Source organism: Superficieibacter sp. BNK-5 (assembly GCF_047456055.1).
Taxonomy (GTDB): domain Bacteria; phylum Pseudomonadota; class Gammaproteobacteria; order Enterobacterales; family Enterobacteriaceae; genus Superficieibacter.
On record NZ_CP179893.1, the window covers coordinates 1,614,212 to 1,631,961 of the forward strand.

General features: G+C 56.0%; 10 protein-coding genes. 9 read left to right on the forward strand and 1 reads right to left on the reverse strand.

Annotated elements, in window-relative coordinates:
- Positions 1 to 11: 11 nt before the first annotated feature.
- From bcsA to ACMGGS_RS07775, 8 genes are all read left to right on the forward strand, one after another.
- Positions 12 to 2,126 (forward strand): UDP-forming cellulose synthase catalytic subunit, encoded by a 2,115-nt coding sequence (bcsA, locus tag ACMGGS_RS07740; RefSeq protein WP_194207491.1) that lies wholly within the window; start codon positions 12 to 14, stop codon positions 2,124 to 2,126.
- A complete protein-coding gene (gene bcsB, locus ACMGGS_RS07745) occupies positions 2,123 to 4,603 on the forward strand; it encodes a cellulose biosynthesis cyclic di-GMP-binding regulatory protein BcsB (RefSeq protein ID WP_414165646.1) in 2,481 nt (826 codons plus the stop codon). The genes bcsA and bcsB overlap by 4 nt, the downstream gene beginning before the upstream one ends.
- On the forward strand, positions 4,590 to 8,633 hold the full coding sequence (locus ACMGGS_RS07750) for a cellulose synthase subunit BcsC-related outer membrane protein (protein ID WP_414165647.1): 4,044 nt from the start codon (positions 4,590 to 4,592) through the stop codon (positions 8,631 to 8,633). Before bcsB ends, ACMGGS_RS07750 begins: the two co-directional genes overlap by 14 nt.
- Positions 8,633 to 9,100 carry a cellulose biosynthesis protein BcsD gene (gene bcsD / locus ACMGGS_RS07755; protein WP_414165648.1) on the forward strand — a complete coding sequence of 156 codons (468 nt, stop codon included), beginning with the start codon at positions 8,633 to 8,635 and terminating at the stop codon, positions 9,098 to 9,100. The genes ACMGGS_RS07750 and bcsD overlap by 1 nt, the downstream gene beginning before the upstream one ends.
- A gap of 13 nt (positions 9,101 to 9,113) precedes the next feature.
- Positions 9,114 to 10,112, forward strand: coding sequence for a glycosyl hydrolase family 8 (locus tag ACMGGS_RS07760; protein WP_414165649.1), 999 nt, complete (start codon positions 9,114 to 9,116; stop codon positions 10,110 to 10,112).
- Positions 10,113 to 10,269: 157 nt separating this feature from the next.
- Entirely contained in the window at positions 10,270 to 12,276 is a 2,007-nt protein-coding gene (hmsP, locus tag ACMGGS_RS07765; RefSeq protein WP_414165650.1) for a biofilm formation regulator HmsP, read from the forward strand.
- 155 nt (positions 12,277 to 12,431) lie between these two features.
- The gene (dctA, locus tag ACMGGS_RS07770) at positions 12,432 to 13,718 is read left to right on the forward strand and encodes a C4-dicarboxylate transporter DctC (protein WP_414165651.1); all 1,287 of its coding nucleotides are present in this window, start codon (positions 12,432 to 12,434) and stop codon (positions 13,716 to 13,718) included.
- A 190-nt stretch (positions 13,719 to 13,908) separates the two neighbouring features.
- Positions 13,909 to 15,402: a M16 family metallopeptidase gene (locus ACMGGS_RS07775; RefSeq protein WP_414165652.1), complete on the forward strand. Its 1,494-nt coding sequence runs from the start codon at positions 13,909 to 13,911 to the stop codon at positions 15,400 to 15,402.
- A 262-nt stretch (positions 15,403 to 15,664) separates the two neighbouring features.
- Here ACMGGS_RS07775 and ACMGGS_RS07780 read toward each other — a convergent pair whose 3' ends face one another.
- Complete coding sequence (locus ACMGGS_RS07780; protein ID WP_414165653.1) at positions 15,665 to 16,594, reverse strand: sugar kinase; 930 nt, start codon at positions 16,592 to 16,594, stop codon at positions 15,665 to 15,667.
- Positions 16,595 to 16,827: 233 nt separating this feature from the next.
- Here ACMGGS_RS07780 and pdeH point away from each other — a divergent pair, with 233 nt between their 5' ends.
- A complete protein-coding gene (pdeH, locus tag ACMGGS_RS07785; RefSeq protein ID WP_414165654.1) occupies positions 16,828 to 17,628 on the forward strand; it encodes a cyclic-guanylate-specific phosphodiesterase in 801 nt (266 codons plus the stop codon).
- The last annotated feature ends 122 nt before the right edge of the window (positions 17,629 to 17,750 follow it).

The window sequence follows — 17,750 nt, forward strand, 5'->3', positions numbered from 1 at the left end:
CAGGACGACATATGAAAAAGTTCCTGTTTTATATGCTGGTGCTGGCGTTAGCGCCGGTTGCGCTGTTGGTGATCGTGACGCCAATGGACAGCCAGAAGCAGTATATTTTTGGACTGCTGAGCATCGGCATTCTGTTTTTGATGGGGTTCAGTAAACGACGCAGTATTTCGGTGATTATGGTGGTGATGTCGTTGCTGATGTCCACCCGCTATATGTATTTCCGCCTGACGCAAACCCTGCATTTTAATTCCGAGATAGAGGCCATTCTTGGAATGGGGCTATTTTTGGCGGAAGTGTATATCTGGGTGATGCTGCTGCTCAATTATCTGCAAACCGTCTGGCCGTTAAAACGCGAAATTGTTCCTTTGCCGGACGATATGTCGTTATGGCCGACGGTGGATGTTTATATACCGACCTATAACGAACCGCTGGAAGTGGTGCGTGACACGGTGCTGGCGGCGCAATGTATTGATTATCCAAGAGATAAAATAAAAATCTATCTTCTCGATGACGGCAGTCGTCGGGAATTTGCCGTTTTCGCTCAGGACGTGGGCGTCGGGTATATTACCCGTACCGAGCATAACCATGCCAAAGCAGGTAACCTCAACCACGCGATGAAAATCACCCAGGGTGAGTTGATTTGCGTATTTGACTGCGACCACGTGGCGACGCGTATTTTTCTTCAGGCCACCGTTGGCGGCTTCCTGAAAGATCCGATGCTGGCGCTGGTACAAACCCCACACTACTTTTATTCGCCGGACCCTTTTGAACGCAACCTGTCGGTCGGGCGTAATATTCCTAACGAAGGGATGCTGTTTTACGGCCCGATCCAGCAGGGGAACGATAACTGGAACGCGACGTTTTTCTGCGGCTCCTGTGCGGTGATCCGCCGCAGCGCGCTGGAAGAGATTGGCGGTTTTGCCGTTGAGACGGTGACGGAAGATGCGCACACCGCGCTGAAAATGCAGCGTCGCGGCTGGAAATCGGCGTTTGTCGATATTCCGCTGGCGGCGGGGCTGGCAACGGAGCGTCTGGTACTCCATGTGATCCAGCGTACCCGCTGGGCGCGCGGCATGACGCAGATTTTCCGCCTCGATAACCCGTTGTTCGGGCGCGGGCTGACCTTCCAGCAGCGGCTGTGCTACCTCAGCGCCATGCTCTACTATCAATTTGCCATTCCGCGCGTGGTGTTCGTGACCGCACCGCTGGCTTACCTGTTGTTTAACCTGAATATCATTCACTCTTCCGCCAGCCTGATCCTCGGCTATGCGCTGCCGCACCTGTTCCTCGCGATCTATGTCGGATCGCGGATGAACGGCCGCTACCGCTACAGTTTCTGGGGCGAGATTTACGATATCGTGCTGGCGTTCCACTTAATTCTGCCGACGCTGGTGACGATGGTTTTCCCGAAACGCGGCAAGTTCAACGTGACCGATAAAGGCGGATTGCTGGACGTCGGCTACTTCGATTTCAGCGTGGTCAGACCGCATCTGGTAGTCGCTTTCCTGCTGGCGGTCGCGGTGATTGCCGGGATCGTGCGCGCGTTTGCCCATGACTTCTTTACCGCCGATCCCAGCGTTATCGCGCTGAACATCGGCTGGGGCGTTTACAGCCTTATCTTCCTGCTGGCCGCCATTGCCGTTGCCCGTGAGACGCGGCAGACGCGTAAAACCATTCGTATTGAGGTGACCATTCCGGTGCTGATCCACTACGCCAGCGGCTTTGTGACCCGCAGCCAGACGGCGGATCTCTCTATGGGCGGCTGCCGTATTTCCATCGTGGATGACCGCCATACCCACGATGAAATTGAAGAGATCGAACTTATCCTTGAATCCGGGGCGATTGCCATTCCGGCGAAGCTGGTGGCGGTCGATAACCATTTTATCCGCGTGATGTTTGATGAAGATATTCCGCTCTCCCGTCGTCGTGAACTGGTCCGCGTCGTACTCTCTCGTGCCGATGCGTGGATCAATCCGCCGCGTCAGCAGGATAATCCGTTCCGCTCGTTCGTGACGATCCTGCGCTGCGTATTTGAACTGTTCTGGCTGACATGGAAATCGCGCCGTAGCCGTCGGCGTCATCGGGCTACCGCCGCAGCGGTGGCGAAGGAGGATAGTCGCGTATGAAGCGATTCACGACGCTGGCACTGATCATAGGGACATTGTTTGTGCCCGCGCTCCACGGAGAGGAGACGGCGGCTGACAATGAGACAACCCCGCCGCTGAATTTCCCTTTACCTGGGTCGGAAGTGACGCCAGCGACGCCTGCACCTGTAAATTCAGATGCTGCGACAACCGGAACATCCGCGCCTGCACCAGAAAATCCGCCTGAGTCGCAGGATACCACCGCGCCCGCCACGCTGACGCCGGAACCGACGCCTGACGCCGCTAACGCCGACGCGCCGCCTGCCATGCCGCCCATCACTGCTACCGCGTCCGGATTTATGCCTCCGGCAGACAGTAGCCTGACCTTTGCGCAAATGGGAAGCCCACAAGGCATTGCCCTCAGCGGCGGACAACTCCAGGGCGGCATCGATTTTACTCTGCCCGGCGACCGGGTGATCACCAGCGCACAGCTCGCGCTGGACGTCGAGGTTTCCCCGGAAATGGCAGCTCGCAATGCGACCCTGCAACTTCAGCTTAACGGTCAGCCGCTGGGCAACGTGCCGCTGGGCGCGGCGGAAAATAACGTCTCGCATTTTGAACTGGATATCCCGGCAGCGCTGATGGTCTCCAGCAACAACCTGAGCTTTAAGATCAACGATGGCGATGCCCAGCAATGCCTGCGCGATATCAGCGATAAATATCGGGTGGTGATCCTGCCTACATCGAGCTTCCAGCTTGAAGGACAGCAACTGAGTATTGGTTCCGACCTCAGCCATTTTCCGAAACCGTTTTTTGACAGCCAGCAGATGACGCCGGTCAATCTGGCCTTTGGTTTCCCGGAAAAACTCACCCCGGATGCGGTCAGTGCGGCGGCACTGATTTCGTCGTGGATGGGGATGCAGGCTGACTATCGCGGCATTTCATTTACCGCGCTGAGTAATCGCCTGCCTGAACAGCACGGCATCATCGTCGGCCATCCCGGTGAACAAATCGGTGGACTGACGTTGCCGCAAACGAACGGACCGCTGCTGAGACTTATCGATAACCCGGTTAACCCGGTCTATAAACTGTTGCTGGTCGTCGGCAAAGATGATGCGGCGCTGCGGGCCGCGGCCTGGCGGCTGGCGAAAGGCAATTTCCCTGCTCAGACGGCGAGTGCTGACGTTGAAGCGCAGGCGATCCCGGCCAGTAAACCTTATGATGCGCCACGCTGGATCCCGACGTCCCATCCGGTAAAACTGTCGTCGCTGATCCGTAAAGATCAAAGCACCACCGTTTCCGGCGTCTGGCATGCGCCGCTTCAGGTGGCGTTCCGCGCCGCGCCGGATCTCTATTTGTGGGACGGCGAAACTATTCCGCTGCACATTGGTTATCGTTTTCCTTCCGAAACCTGGATTGACGAAGAAAAATCACGCCTGAGCGTCACGCTGAATAACACGTTCCTCAGCAACCTGCCGATGAACAAGCAAGGCTTCCTCGAAATGCTGTGGCGTAAAGCGGGCGGTGATGCGCGCCAGGAGCAGGTGACGATCCCGCTGGAACCGTATCTGATTTATGGCGATAACCAGCTTTCGCTCTACTTTAACGTGGTGCCAAAGGAAACCGCGCCCTGTAGCGTGTTGCTGAATAACAACATCAAGAGCCGTCTTAATGAGGATTCATGGATCGACCTGAGCCATACGCAGCACTTTGCTATGCTGCCGAACCTCTCCTATTTTGTCGGTGCATCTTTCCCGTTTACCCGGCTGGCGGACTATTCACAGACGGTGATGCTGCTACCAGAGACGCCGTCTGAGACTCAGGTGGCGACACTGCTGAATCTTGCGGCGCGTTCCGGTAATGCGACCGGAATGGCGCTGGCTAATAACCGCGTAGTGATGGGGATCCCCGGCGGCGGCACCAGCCTTGAGTATCTGCGCCAGCGCGATGTGCTGGCGGTGGGCGGCCTCGATCAGAAAGCCTTTATTCAGGGGCTGCTGTCGCAATCGCCATACATTGCTGGCGACAGTACGCTGGGCGTTCGGTCACCGACCCCCTGGCAGAAGGTACAGCGCTGGCTGCTTGGCGACTGGTCGACGGATAATATCGATGCTGACCGTTATTTCTCCTCAAACGAGGCGTGGCGCGGGTTTGTTAGTTATCGCTCGCCGTGGAATCCCGAACGGGTGGTGGTCGCTGCCGTGGGCAGTAATGACGATCAACTTGCCAGGTTACCCAACGATCTCAGCTCATCGCGCATTAACGCAGGTATCCGCGGCGATACCTCAATTATCACCGACGAAAACGGCGTTCGCAGTTTCCGGGTCAGCACCCAGTTTCCGAGCGGACAAATGCCAGGCTATATGATGGCTATCTGGTATGCGAACCAGTATTCAGCGCTGCTGGCGATTGTGGGACTCATTGCCGCGTCTATCCTGGGGGTGGCATTAACCGCCATGTTCAGACGGCATGCCCGTAAACGTCTCTATTCAGGGAGCGACCACAATGATGAAGCATGATCCGGGACGCCGTTTATCCACGCTGTGCCTGACCGGCGTGCTGGCACTGGGAACGATGGGTGACGCGCTGGCCGCCGCGAATGATGCGGCGCTCAATGCGCTCTTTGAACAGGCTAAATACTGGCACGAGAAATCCCACGACGAACTGGCGATGGAATCGCTGAGAAAAGTGCTGCTGGTGGATGCCAATAATCCGCAGGCGCTGTATCTGATGGCGCTCTGGACCCAGCAGCGCGGGGATACTCAGGCCTCGGCGCAGTGGCGTGCGCGGCTGGAAAAAGTCTCGCCCAATGATGCGGGTCTGGAAGCGCTGGCTAACGCCCGTCAGCTTTCTGCCGTGCCGCAGGGTCAGCTTAACCTTGCCCGTCAGCAGGCGCGTAGCGGTAACATTCCCGCCGCGCTGGCAACGTGGAAAAGCATGTTTAACGGTGATACGCCGCCGCAGGGCATTGCGGCAGAATATTACCTGACCATGGCAAGCGATAAAGCACTTTATCCTCAGGCGGTAAGCGAACTACGCCGTTATGTGGCGCAGCGTCCGCAGGATAATGCTATTCGCGTGGCGCTGGGCAAAGCCCTGACCTGGCGGGAAGAGACGCGTCGGGAAGGGATGGAGATGCTCGAACCATTAGCCAGCGGTAATAAAGACGCGGATAGCGGCCTGCGGCAGTCGCTCTTGTGGCTCGGCGTGGAGCAGGGCGATCAGCGGTATTATGATAACTGGCTTCAGCGGCATCCGCAGGATACGGAAGTACAGAAGTACTATCGTGAGCGTATCGGCGGCATTGCCAAAGGTGAAGGCTATACCGCCCTTAATAGCGGAAACGTTGACGCGGCAAAGCAAGAGTTTGAGCAGGTTCTGCAAACCAACCCGGCCGATGCCGACGCGCTGGCGGGCATGGGCTACATTGCCCAGCGTAGCGGGGATTATCAGGCGGCGGCGCAATACCTTAACCGGGCCGCCAGTCAGGGGGGCGACGCGGCGGACGAGCGTAAAAATCAGGCCGATGACGCTGAATTCTACGGACGACTGGCGCAGGCGCAGCAGGCGTATAAGCAGGGCAATATCAGTCAGGCGCTGGCGCTCTCTGCGCCGCTGGCCCAACAGAGCGGCGAGCGCGGTACGGCAGGCAAATTATTCCGCGCTGACCTGTTGCGGCAGAACAAAGATTACGCCCAGGCCGAGCAGACGCTGCGCGCGGTGCTAAACGAGCAGCCGCAGAACGCGGCGGCACGAGAAAATCTCTACTACGTCCTGCGCGATCAAAACAAAACGGCGGAAGCGCAAACGGTGCTGCGCACGCTGCCGCAAAATCTACAGAACCGCCTTCAGCCGCGGGTGGTCACTGGCGTACCGGGTGATGCTATCCGTCGTCAGGCGCAGCAGCAGGCGGCCAGTGGAAATATTCCGCAGGCAATAACCACTCTGCGTCAGGGCGTGGCGCGTAATCCTGATGATTTCTGGCTGCGTCTGGATCTGGCGCGGCTGTTGCAAAAATCCGGCGCAGAAAATGAAGCGGCTGCCGTCATGTCTCCGGCATACCGCGCGGGCGCAAACGCTAATGCGCTGTACGCGGCGGCGCTTTTTTCCAGCGAAAACGGCGCATGGCAGCAGGCGCAAACGCTGCTTTCCCGCATTCCGGCCTCCAGCCAGAATACGCAGATGCGCGATCTCCGCCAGCGGGTGAACTACAACATGCAGATTGCCATGGCGCAGAATTACCTCGCGCAGGGGAATGCCGTGGCGGCGATGAACACCCTTAAAGCGCTCTCGTCGCAGCCGCCGAAAGATCCGGCAGATGTCGGTAAACTGGCCCGGTTGCTGGCGCAGAGCGGCGATATCACCACCGCCGTCGCGCTGGTGCGTAACAATATCAATTCCGGCGTGCGCGGCGGTGCGGGCGACTATGCGGATCAGGTGACGGTCCTGAATCAGGCGGGCCTCACCAGTGAAGCGCAGTCGCTACTGGCGAACCCGACTCTGCGGGCGGAAAGTACCCCGACCCAGCTCGCCAGCCTGCAAAATGGCTATGTGGTTAACGACGCAGACCGCCTGCGTGAGCAGGGCAACTATGCGGCGGCTTATGACAAACTGATCCGCGCGCTGCAACAGGACCCGCAGAATACCGATCTGATGTTCGCGATGGCGCGGCTTTATCAGAGCGGCAAAATGAACAAAGAAGCGGGGGTCGTTTACGACTATCTGATCACCCGCGACACGCCCGATCAGGCGGCGCGCGCCGGGGCCATTGATGTGGCACTGTCGGAAGGCAACAATGAGCGGGCAGAACAACTGGCGCGCGGATTGCGCAACGATAATACGCCGGATCGCCTGATCCTCCTTTCGCGCGTGGAAGAGGCTCAGGGTAACCACCAGCGAGCGCTTACTTACCTGCGTAGCGCACGTGGCCGGGTTCTGGGCTTACAGACCACCAATAGCTCCGCGACGCCGAGCGTTGGCGGTCTGCTGGCGGCGGATAATCCTTTTGTCGGCACGTCACGGCTCCAGCCGCAGGCGCGGACGGCCTCAACCTATGGACGCACCTTGCCCTGGCAGGTTGGCACAGTCTCTACCAGTGAACCGGAGATGACGATGCCGGGCAGTCAGCGTACCGATCTGCCGGTCGAAACGGCGCAAAACCGCACGCTGCGGCAAATCGATTCCATGATGGAGCAACTGGAAGAGAAAACCGGCACCTGGTTACAGGGCGGCGTTGAAGTGCGCAGCCGCGATGGCGAATCCGGCACCAGCAAGCTGACCGAAGTTAAAGCGCCGCTGACCTGGTCTTCGTCACCGTTCGGCGAGTCGCGCTTTGAATTTACCGCCACGCCAGTCACCCTCAGTGCCGGTAGCGCCTCGGGGGATGCCTGGCGGCGTTATGGATCAAATCCGCTGTCGAATGCCGTCTCTAATATCGCGGCTACCGCTGCCAGCGAGCAGCAGGCGATTGCGGCGATGACTGAAACTCAGCGTGAAACCTATTTTGCCAGCAATCCGGGCGCACAGTTTTTGAGCACGCTGGGTACGATTGATGCGGCTACGCTGAATCCGACCACCAGCACGGGTATTGAGAATCTGGCGCGGCTGCGTAACTACGATTCCGGTCAGGTAGCCAGCTATCTTGCGGCCTCCAGCCTCAAGCCCGATGTGAATGAGGCGGGGGATTCTTCAACCGATTCGCAGAAGGCTAACGGCGTAGAGTTAAGCATGGCGCTGAGCGGCGATCAGTACCGTGTTGATATCGGCAGTACGCCGCTGGGCCAGGATCTGAATACGCTGGTGGGCGGCGTGAAATGGTCACCTAAGCTGACCAATTATTTGTCGCTGATCCTGATCGGTGAGCGGCGTGCGCTTACCGATAGCCTGCTGTCCTATGTTGGGGCGAAAGATTCCTACTCCGGCAAGCGCTGGGGCCAGGTCACCAAAAACGGCGGTACGCTGCAATTAAGCTACGACGATGGTGACGCGGGCTTCTACATTGGCGGGGGCGGCTATAGCTACCTCGGTGAAAACGTCGCCAGTAACACCAGCGTTAACGCCAACGCGGGCGTCTATTTGCGGCCTTTCCATGATGACTACAGTCAGTTGCAAACCGGCCTGAGTATGAGCTTTATGGACTACTCGAAAAACCTCAGCCAGTTTACCTTTGGCCAGGGCGGCTATTTCAGTCCACAAAACTATGTCAGCGTTTCCCTGCCGGTCGATTTGACGCAAAAATATGATAGCTGGACCCTGAAAGTAGGCGGTTCAGTGGGTTATCAGTCCTATTCTCAGGACAGCAGCGACTACTTCCCGACGCAGTCCGGCTGGCAGCAGCAGCTTGAAACGGCAGTGGCCAACGGTTTTGCTAAAGAAGCGCAGTATAAAGCCACCTCGGAAAACGGTCTGGGTTATACGGTACGGGCTGGCGCTGATTATAAAGTGAACAAACAGATGAGTATTGGCGGTCAGGTTGGCTATGATACTTTCGGTGATTATAACGAAAGCACCGCCGGGCTATGGTTCCGCTATATGTTAGGGAATGAATAATGGATAACAATAATGCGCTCAAGGTTTATTTCCAGCATCAACAAACGCCGCCGGGCTGGTTTGATCTATTGACCATTATGGTTGACGGCATGATCCGCAACGCGGGTGAACGCGAAAGTCAGCCATTTTTACGTCAGATGGGAGAAGCCCTGGCCGATGCTTTTCCGCTTCCTGAGGCGGAGACGCTGGGCGACCTGGAGCAGAATATGAATCATCTGTTAGCCTCCTTTAACTGGGGCGTGGTGGCGGTCAGCGTTGGTGAACTGGGGCTGGTGGTCCGCCATCAGGCGCTGCCGGTCAGTCGTGACGAAGAGCAACGGGTCCGCTGGTGTAACGCTTTTTGTGCAATACTGGAAGGACTTTACGCACGCTGGCTACAGGGACAGGGCGGAGAAGCCCATCTCTTGTTTCAGCGGGAGCAGCTCTTTGCCGTCGATGACGTGCAGTTCCGCTATTTCAATCCGTAACGATGAGTGAATTATGGTTTTGCGAACGCTATCTGCCACTGTAGTCATGACCGCGCTGCTGTTTACCTCTGTTGTTCAGGCAGGTACGGCCTGGGAGAGTTATAAGGCCCGCTTCCTGATGCCGGATGGCCGTATTGTCGATACCGGCAACGGCAACGTGTCCCATACCGAGGGGCAGGGCTACGCCATGCTGATGGCGGTCGCCAATAATGACCGCCCAACCTTCGACAAGCTCTGGCTGTGGACCAACGGTCATTTAAAAAATAAATCGACGGGGCTGTTTTACTGGCGCTATAACCCGGTCGCTGCCGATCCGATTGCCGATAAAAACAATGCTTCGGACGGCGACGTATTAATTGCCTGGGCTTTATTGAAGGCGCAGCAACGCTGGCAGGATAATAGCTATGGTGCGGCGTCGGATGCCATCACTCAGGCATTAGTCAAATATACGGTGATCGACTTTGCTGGCTACCGCGTTATGCTGCCGGGGCAAAACGGTTTTAATCTGAACACCCGGGTTAACCTGAATCCGTCCTACTTTATTTTTCCCGCCTGGCAGGATTTCGCCCGCCGCAGCTATCTTAAAGTGTGGCAGGAGCTGATGCGCGACGGGCAGACGCTGATTGGTAAAATGGCGTGGGGAGAGGCACAGTTGCCAACGGACTGGGTGGCGCTTTCCGCTGACGGTAGTCTGAGTCCGGCGCAGGAATGGCCGCCACGCGTCAGCTACGATGCGATCCGCATTCCGCTCTATATCCGCTGGCAAAATGCGCAAAGCCCGCTGCTTCAGCCCTGGCGGCAGTGGTGGAAGGCTTTCCCGCGCGAGCAAACGCCTGCGTGGATTAACGTCGTGAACGGCGAGCGTGCGCCATATAATATGAATGCCGGATTACTGGCCGTGCGCGATTTGACGATGGGAGAGAGTCAGTCAGAACCTCAGATCACAGCCCAGGATGATTACTACGCCGCCAGCCTCAAAATGCTGGTCTGGATGGCTGCGAAAGGCAATTAAGCTGCTGGCAAAAATGGCATTCTTCCGTATTTGCTGACAGGCAAATGCGGATTCGTCGCGTTCTCTCTCTCATTGTCTTACGATCGGGTATAATCGGCCCCGGCCAGGAGACATTTCCTGACCTGATGCTCTGGATCAGTATTAGTGGAGAGTTAATTTGCGCGTCAGCCGTTCTCTAACCATAAAACACATGGCGATGGTCTCCGTCGTTGCCATGGTTTTTTTGTTTATTTTTTGCTTTATTTTACTCTTTCACTTTGTGCAACAGAGTCGCTATGACACGGCATCTCAACTTGAAAGCATTGCCCGCTCGGTCCGCGAACCGCTTTCCTCCTCTATTCTGAAAGGTGATATTCCGGAAGCGGAGACGATTCTGCGCCGCATCCAGCCTGCCGGGATTGTCAGCCGTGCCGACGTGGTTTTACCGAATCAGTTCCAGGCGCTGCGCATGAGCTTTATCACCGAAAGGCCCGTGCCGGTGACCATCACGCGTATTTTCGAACTGCCGGTCCAAATCTCGCTACCGATCTATTCGCTGGAACGGCCTGCTAATCCACAGCCGCTGGCGTATCTGGTGTTGCAGGCAGACTCATGGCGCATGTACCGCTTTGTGATGAGTGCGCTATCTACGTTAGTGACTGCTTACTTACTTTTGGTGCTGGTGATGACCGTGGCGATCACCTGGGGCAGTAGTCGCTTACTCGTGCGCCCACTGCGGCAAATCGCCCGCGAACTCAACGACACCTCGCCCCATGATGCGCCGGGCCATCAACTTAGTCTGCCAAATCTGCATCATGACGATGAGATCGGTATGCTGGCGCGCATCTACAACCGCAACCAGCAGGCCCTGTTGCGGCACTATGAAGAGTTAAATAATCATTCCACCGCATTCCCCGTATCGGGACTGCCGAATAAAAGCTTCCTGCTGGCGCTGCTGGAGCAGAACACCGGGCGCAGCAGCGGCTCGGCGCTGATGGTGATCGCCTGTGAAACGCTGCAGGATACGGCAGGCGTATTGCAGGAAACCCAGCGTGAAATGTTGCTGTTAACGCTGGTTGAGCGACTGAAAGCCGTGCTATCGCCTAAAATGGTCCTGACCCAGGTCAGCGGCTACGATTTTGCGGTCATTGCGCACGGTGTCAAAGAGCCGTGGCACGCGATTACGTTAGGTCAGCAAGTGCTCACTTCTATTAACGAGCGGCTGCCGGTGCAGGGGATTCAGCTGCGCCCCAGCGCCAGCATTGGCATCGCCATGTTTAATCGCGACCTCTCTGCCGAGCAACTCTATCGTCGGGCATTTTCCGCCGCCTTTACCGCGCGGCGCAAAGGCAAAAACCAGATTGAATTTTTCGATCCGGAGCAGATGGAAAAAGCACAGCGCCGTCTGACAGAAGAGAGCGATATCCTCAATGCGCTGGATAATCAACAGTTTGCCATCTGGCTACAGCCGCAGATTGATACCCGCAGCGGGAAAGTCTGTAGTGCCGAGGTGTTATTGCGCCAGCTTCAGCCCAACGGCCAGTGGGAATTGCCCTGCGATCTTATTGATACCATCGAATCCTGTGGCCTGATGGTCACGGTCGGCTACTGGGTGCTGGAAGAAGCCTGTCGCCAGCTTGCCGCCTGGCGGGCTAAAGACCTGCGTCTGCCGCTGTCGGTCAATATTTCGGCCCTGCAACTGCTGCATCACGATATGGTGCCCGACCTGCTTGAGCTGCTGAACCGCTATCGTATTGAGCCGGGTTCGCTGATCCTCGAAGTGACCGAAAGCCGCCGCATTGACGATCCGCAGGCGGCCATTGCCATCCTGCGTCCGCTGCGTAACGCGGGGGTGAGTATTGCGCTGGACGATTTTGGGATGGGCTACGCCGGGCTGCGTCAGCTTCAGCATATGAAATCGCTGCCGGTAGACATGCTGAAAATCGACAAAATCTTCGTGGATGGCATTCCTGAAGACACCAGTATGGTGTCGGCGATAGTGCAGATGGCGCAAAGCCTTAATCTCAGTATCGTGGCGGAAGGCGTGGAAGAGCAGGCGCAGTATGAGTGGCTGAAAGCCGCCGGGGTTGATTATGTTCAGGGATTCCTGTTTGCCAGCGCGCTGACCCCGGAACAGTTTGAGCAAACCTGGTTCAGGGCGCTTCATGTTAAGGAAGGTGAGTAAGTTTATTGCGCTTGTGCGAGTCAGCTCTAACTTTTTAACAAAAATGTTTCAAATTTGAACTGGGTTCATTTCTGGAATGTTTCTTGGGTGTTATTTTAAAACCGCAGGTGGAACCAACCCTACAATGCCTGTGGTTTTATCTTAAGGACATCCTAATGAAAACCTCACTGTTTAAAAGCCTCTATTTTCAGGTCCTGAGCGCCATCGCCATCGGTATTTTACTGGGCCACTTCTACCCTGAACTGGGCGCACAAATGAAGCCGCTGGGCGATGCGTTTGTGAAGCTCATTAAAATGGTTATCGCGCCGGTCATCTTCTGTACTGTTGTGACGGGCATTGCCGGCATGGAGAGTATGAAAGCGGTCGGCCGGACCGGGGCTGTCGCGCTGCTTTACTTTGAAGTCGTCAGTACCATTGCGCTGATTATTGGTCTGATTATCGTTAACGTGGTGCAGCCAGGGGCCGGCATGAACGTCGACCCGGCGACGCTCGACGCGCAGGCAGTGGCGGTTTACGCCGAGCAGGCGAAAGACCAGGGCATTGTGGCTTTCCTGATGGATATTATTCCGGGAAGCGTGATTGGCGCCTTCGCCAGCGGTAACATCCTGCAAGTGCTGATGTTTGCCGTACTGTTTGGTTTTGCCCTGCACCGTCTGGGCAGCAAAGGCCAGCTCATTTTTAACGTGATTGAGAGCTTCTCGCAGGTCATTTTCGGCATCATCAATATGATCATGCGTCTGGCACCGATTGGCGCATTTGGGGCGATGGCGTTTACCATCGGTAAATATGGTGTCGGTACGCTGGTGCAACTCGGGCAGCTGATCCTGTGCTTCTACGCCACCTGTATTTTGTTCGTGGTGGTGGTGCTGGGTTCTATCGCGCGTGCGACCGGCTTCAGCATCTTTAAGTTCATCCGCTACATTCGCGAAGAGTTGCTGATTGTACTGGGTACGTCTTCCTCCGAATCCGCACTCCCGCGTATGCTGGATAAAATGGAAAGGCTGGGCTGCCGTAAATCGGTGGTCGGGCTGGTGATCCCGACGGGCTACTCATTTAACCTCGATGGAACGTCGATCTATCTGACGATGGCGGCGGTGTTTATCGCTCAGGCCACTAACAGTCATATGGATATTTTCCACCAGATCACGCTGCTGGTGGTGCTACTGCTGTCGTCGAAAGGGGCGGCGGGCGTAACCGGCAGCGGGTTTATCGTCCTTGCGGCGACCATTTCGGCGGTAGGCCATCTGCCGGTTGCCGGGCTGGCGCTTATCCTCGGGATTGACCGCTTTATGTCGGAAGCGCGTGCGCTGACCAACCTGGTTGGTAACGGCGTGGCCACCATCGTCGTCGCCAAACGCGTGAAAGAACTTGATCATAAAAAGCTCACCGATACCCTGAATAACCGTGCGCCAGACGGCAAAACGCACGAAATATCCTCTTAATTCCGCCCCTTATCGCCGTAGTCCCTTGAAGGGCTACGGCCTCCTGAGCATAATTGGTGATTATTTTCTGAAGCCAGCGCGACATTTTCCGCTTTGCGTGGTCTTAGAAAGGGCTTTTCCATACTCAAAATAATCCTCATTGCAGGATGGTCTTTGTCTTTATTACCAGGAATGTTGATCAGGGGTTTACATGCAGGGCACAAAAATTCGACTCTTAGCCGGTGGTTTGCTGATGATTGCGACGGCTGGTTATGTGCAGGCAGAAGCACTCCAGCCTGACCCGGCCTGGCAACAGGGAACGCTGGCGAATGGTTTTCAGTGGCAAGTGTTATCCACTCCGCAACGTCCCAGCGATCGTATTGAAATTCGTCTGCTCATTAACACCGGTTCACTCACTGAAAATACGCAGCAGATTGGCTTTAGCCACTTTATTCCTCAGATTGCGCTTTCACAGCACGGCAGTTTACAGCCGGTGCAGGCGCAATCCTTGTGGCAGCAGGGGACCGATCCTAACCGTCCTTTGCCGCCCGCCGTCGTCTCCTACGACCACACCATGTTTAATCTCAGCCTGCCGAATAACCGCAACGATCTGCTGAAAGAGGCGCTGACCTGGCTGGCGGACAGCTCCGGCAGACTGAACATTACGCCTGAAACCATCAGCGCAACGCCTGACAGTGCAGATAAAGTCATGACCTGGCCGATGGATACCAAAGAAGGCTGGTGGCGCTACCGCCTGAAAGGATCGACTATGCTGGGCCACGATCCGGCCGATCCGCTGAAAAAACCGGTGAATGCGGAACAGGTGAAATCCTTCTATCAGAAATGGTACACCCCGGATGCCATGACGCTGATTGTGGTGGGCAATGTCGATAGCCGTAGCGTCTCAGAGCAAATCAACAAAGCCTTTGGCGAACTGAAAGGCAAGCGCGAAACGCCTGCGCCGATGCCAACGCTGTCGCCGCTGCCGCGCAATGCCGTAAGCATCATGACCGACACCGTGACGCAGGATCGCCTGTCGGTCATGTGGGATAACCCGTGGCAGCCGATCCGCGAATCCGCGGCACTACAGCGCTACTGGCGTGCAGATCTGGCGCGTGAAGCGTTGTACTGGCACGTCCAGCAAAACCTTAGCAAAAGCAACGCCAAAGATATCAGTATGGGTTTCGACTGCCGTGTGCTTTACCAGCGCGCGCAGTGCGGTATCAATATCGATTCCCCAAATGAGAAGCTGAATACCAATCTGGTCACTGTTGCTCGTGAACTGGCAACCCTGCGCGAGAAAGGGCTGACGGAAGAGGAGTTCAACGCGCTGGTAGCCCAGAAGAAACTGGAGTTGCAAAAACTCTTTGCGACCTATGCGCGTACCGATACCGACGTATTGATCAGCCAGCGGATGCGTTCCCTGCAAAATCAGGTGGTGGATATCGCGCCGGAGCAGTATCAGAAGCTGCGTCAGAACTTCCTTGATGGCCTGACGCTGGACGTGCTGAATCAGGATCTCCGCCAGCAGCTTTCTCAGGATATGTCGCTGGTCCTGCTACAGCCGAAAGGCGAGCCGGAATATGACATGAAGGAACTTCAGGCGAGCTGGAATGACATCATGCTGCCCGTTGAACCTGCCGCGTCTTCTACGGCACAGGAAGATGTGCATCCGGAAGTGACGGATATTCCGCCGGCGCAGTAAGCATTTCACCTTTCGACTGGCGGCCTCCTGGTGGGGCCGCTGGCGTGGAAATGGCTATCGAGACTACAGGTTGCTGGCCTGATGATACAAAATTACTCAGAACGCTGACAACGGTTATACCGTGAAGTGATGCCCGGCGGCGCTTTGCTTGCACGGGCCTACAGAAGTGGTGCAACGGGTTGATATAGAATAATTTGTAGGCCGGGTAAGGCGAAGCCGCCACCCGGCAAAACGTCACTACACTAGCCAATCAGGTTTAATATTACTGCGGCATGGCTTCACGCGGAATAATCGCGCCGCGATACTGAATCACCGTACTGGCGGTCAGATGTCCGCGTTTCGCCGCTTCAGCCGCATCACCGCCGGTCAGACGTACCGCCAGATAACCTGCGCTGAAGGAATCTCCGGCAGCCGTGGTATCGACTACCTTCTCCTTCGGCAGTTTCACCGCCGCGACCTCAACGATCGGCTCATCGCCCACCGCGACCAGGCACGACTCTGCGCCGCGTTTGATGACGATTTCTTTCACCCCCGCCGCCTGAGTGCGTGAAATCACGTCTTCAACCGGTTTCTCACCCCACAACGCATCTTCATCATCCAGGGTCAGGAAGGCGATGTCGGTGCATTCCAGCATCTGCTGATACACCTGCTGCGTCTCCTGCTGACTGGCCCACAGGCGCGGGCGATAGTTATTGTCGAAGATCACCTGGCCACCGTTGGCGCGGCATTCGCGCAGCAGGGAGAACAGTTTCTCGCGGCTGGATGGGCTGAGAATGGCCAGGCTGATGCCGCTTAAATAAAGATAATCGAACGTTGCCAGCTTCTCGCAGATGGCAACGGCTTCCGGCGTTTCCAGCCAGAATTTGGCTGCCGCTTCATTACGCCAGTACCAGAATGTGCGCTCGCCGGTATCATCAGTTTCAATGTAATAAAGTCCCGGCAGGCGGTTTGCCATCCGTTGAATCAGGCCAGTGCCGACATTCTCGCTCTGCCAGGCATCCAGCATTTGCTGGCTAAAGTTATCGTTACCCAGCGCGGTCACGTACTCAACGCTCAGCGTGGTAGCAGGGACCTGACGCGCGATATAAACCGAGGTATTAAGCGTGTCGCCGCCGAAGCCGCGCTTCACTTCTGCACCTTTCTCTGACATCTCAATCATGCATTCGCCAATGACGGCAATTTTCTTAGACATACAGTTAACCTGACCTGAAGCGGGAAATGAGCTTAGTCTGCTCTGTGAAGATTTTTCGGTCAACTATATTAAAACAACGTTCCATAATTTTTTTGAGCTGACGCGTGTTATTAGCGTCTTTTGGCACGCAGATTTTCAATTTGCCCGCCGTTGAACATAAAGTTCTCAATTCGTGCGCCGATAACTCTGTGACGAGTACCGACAGATCATCCCCTTTGCACAGGACATCTGAGATGAAGTTAAAGCAGGTTATCCAGCGGCTGAACATTCCTGAAGCAGAGATTGCAACCCTTCAGGAGCGGCACTATTGGCTGCAGTGTAAGCTTGCCTGGACCTATCAGCCGATCTACAGAACGGACGGCCGCCTGATGGCGATCGAAATTCTGACGATTGTGACCCATCCTGATAATCCCGGGCAGCGTATTCCTCCCGACCGCTATTTTGCCGAGGTCGCGGTGCGTCAACGTATGGACGTGGTGAAAGCACAGCTCGCGGTGTTACAGCAAAAGCAGGCATTTTTTGAGCGTAATCAGATTCTGGCATCGGTAAACGTGGACGGGCCAACGCTGCTCGCTATGCGGCAGGACAAAGTGCTTTTGGCGACGATAGACAGCCTTTCCTGGCTGCGTCTCGAACTGGTTGAGCATATTAGCCTGCCGGTCGATTCGTCCTTCGCTTCGTTCTGCGAATTTGGTCCGCTATGGCTGGACGACTTCGGCACCGGGATGGCGAATTTCTCCGCGCTGAGTGAAGTACGCTACGACTACATCAAAGTGGCGCGCGATCTATTCATCATGCTGCGCAAAACGCCGGAAGGCCGCAACTTGTTTACCCTGCTAATCCAGTTAATGAATCGCTATTGCCAGGGGGTGATTGTAGAAGGCGTTGAAACGCTGGAAGAATGGCATGATGTCCAGCAGTCGCCCGCCTTTGCCGCTCAGGGATACTTCCTCTCCCGGCCAGTGCCTATGGCGACTCTCGACGATGTCGTGATGCAACTCTCGCCGGAATGGATGATTCAGGAAAGCGCATGATCCTCAGGCGTTCTGCAAGCGTGTAATCAGGTTACTCTTTCATAATTAAGGAAACTGCCGCTCCCTTTTCTGCCAGCCTCAACTATCTTTAGGACAGGTAAGGTAATCAGAAAGCGGAGTGA

Coding starts and splice junctions, on each gene's coding strand:
- bcsA (WP_194207491.1), top strand. CDS start 12: ATGAAAAAGTTCCTGTTTTATATGCTGGTGCTGGCGTTAGCGCCGGTT.
- bcsB (WP_414165646.1), top strand. CDS start 2,123: ATGAAGCGATTCACGACGCTGGCACTGATCATAGGGACATTGTTTGTG.
- ACMGGS_RS07750 (WP_414165647.1), top strand. CDS start 4,590: ATGATGAAGCATGATCCGGGACGCCGTTTATCCACGCTGTGCCTGACC.
- bcsD (WP_414165648.1), top strand. CDS start 8,633: ATGGATAACAATAATGCGCTCAAGGTTTATTTCCAGCATCAACAAACG.
- ACMGGS_RS07760 (WP_414165649.1), top strand. CDS start 9,114: ATGGTTTTGCGAACGCTATCTGCCACTGTAGTCATGACCGCGCTGCTG.
- dctA (WP_414165651.1), top strand. CDS start 12,432: ATGAAAACCTCACTGTTTAAAAGCCTCTATTTTCAGGTCCTGAGCGCC.
- ACMGGS_RS07775 (WP_414165652.1), top strand. CDS start 13,909: ATGCAGGGCACAAAAATTCGACTCTTAGCCGGTGGTTTGCTGATGATT.
- ACMGGS_RS07780 (WP_414165653.1), bottom strand. CDS start 16,594: ATGTCTAAGAAAATTGCCGTCATTGGCGAATGCATGATTGAGATGTCA.
- pdeH (WP_414165654.1), top strand. CDS start 16,828: ATGAAGTTAAAGCAGGTTATCCAGCGGCTGAACATTCCTGAAGCAGAG.